The following is a 1,658-nucleotide window of genomic DNA, read 5'->3' on the forward strand; positions in this document are numbered from 1 at the left end:
TCTCCCGTGATGACAAGTTGAAAGTCACGACGGCTAAACCCGTGACGAAGCTGTTCAGGAACAATAATAAGCAAATCTACTCAGTTTCACTGCAAAATGCACAAGGTGAGACAGAGAAGCTGGGCACAACAGCGGAACATCCCTTCTATGTCAATGGCAAGGGCTGGGTGGAAGCCTCTGGTCTCGCTCCAGGGGATCTGGTCGAAAGTCATGAAACCGGGGAAGAGACTACCAGTTTCCTTGAAGTAAAGTCTGTTGAGGTAGAGAGCCAGCGACAAGACACTTACAACTTCGAGGTTGCTGATACGCATACCTATTTCGTTGGTAAACTCAAAGCGTGGGTTCACAACACCTGCGACCCGGTTGAGCTGCTGGCTAATGGTGGCAAGTATCTCGACAAAGACACTATTATTGGTGCCTACGGCAGCAAGTTTACACAGCAGACAGATGGCTCCTTTAGTAAGATTGGCTCTGCTAGCAGTTCGGAGATTTCAACTGTAGGTCTGCAGGTACGTACTCGTGTTGAAGTAGACAAGGCTGTTAAGGGATCAACGGAGTATGAACTGTTGAACAACCCGCCAGCAGACAGTTGGATCGAGTTGGACAATGGCACTAACTTTAAGACAAATGGTTTTGGCTATGTTGAAGAGATCACCTACAAGCCTTTGGATGCACCTGGTGTTCGCGATGGCCGGCAGACCAAGGTTGGAAAAGAAGGTATAGCTGGTGATGTTGGCGGCCATATTCAGGCGTGTCGTCATGGCGGAACTTGTGATAGGTTCAACCTGTTCCCACAAAACAGTAACTTCAACAATAGCGCTTATAAGACATGGGAACTCAAAATCACGGACGCCTTGAAAAAAGGGGAAGACGTAGGCAATGTAACCATTAGGTTTACTCGCTCGGATCCCGGCGGCGCAAGGCCGGACAAACTTGAAATTGACTACATAATAAATGGCCAAGCCAAAAGGCTGAAGTTTGACAATATTGCAGGAGGTGGCCAATGAACCCGATCGAGCAGCAACGGAAAGTTATCGACCAAGTATACCATATGGTGTCTGGTAGTTGCCCTCAGGAAGCAACATCTGCAAATTGTAGATTTGAGTACTTGAGGTTTGACGATGGAAGTGCCAGCGTTGAAGAACAGTTCAATTATGTAGTAAAAGATAAGACTATTTCGACATTTTTGGATAGGCGGCTAAGCGAAGATTCCATGATCCTGATCAAAGAACTTCATTCTCTAATGAAAGCCCAAACAGGTGGGGACTGGAACGCATTCACGCTCACAATTAATGAAGACGGCAGCGTCGCGACAAAATTTGAGTATCCCGACAAAGGGTAATGGCAATAGTTCTCTCCCCCGTTGATGTTTAAGTTGGCCGTGAGTATCCCAAAATCAGCCATGTAGCTCAGTACTATTATTGGTGAGCTACATGGTCGCCGCTGGAACCGCCGCGGAGCTGACAATGTACCTTCCTATTTTATCGCCATAGCGAAAGTCACCAATTTACGGGAAGGCTTTAGGCCACACATTTGATGTTCTTTTTGTGTCTTAGAAAGGGTGGTTTGACAGACGGACTAGATCGCTGCACACACGCCCTGATTTCATTGAATAATTTTGTCTGCCTACTCTGTTTAGAAATCATCGTATGTATTCC

Annotated in this window: 2 protein-coding genes; both read left to right on the plus strand. The window is 46.6% G+C overall.

Translation table 11 applies throughout. The features are described 5' to 3' along the window. On the plus strand, positions 1 to 1,007 hold a 1,007-nt coding region (locus PPL9_RS14295; protein WP_200962322.1), incomplete at its 5' end, for a polymorphic toxin-type HINT domain-containing protein. Further along, positions 1,004 to 1,342 carry a hypothetical protein gene (locus PPL9_RS14300; protein WP_057463331.1) on the plus strand — a complete coding sequence of 113 codons (339 nt, stop codon included), beginning with the start codon at positions 1,004 to 1,006 and terminating at the stop codon, positions 1,340 to 1,342. The genes PPL9_RS14295 and PPL9_RS14300, both read left to right, overlap by 4 nt. Positions 1,343 to 1,658 lie beyond the last annotated feature (316 nt).

Source organism: Pseudovibrio sp. POLY-S9 (assembly GCF_001431305.1).
Taxonomy (GTDB): Bacteria; Pseudomonadota; Alphaproteobacteria; order Rhizobiales; family Stappiaceae; genus Pseudovibrio.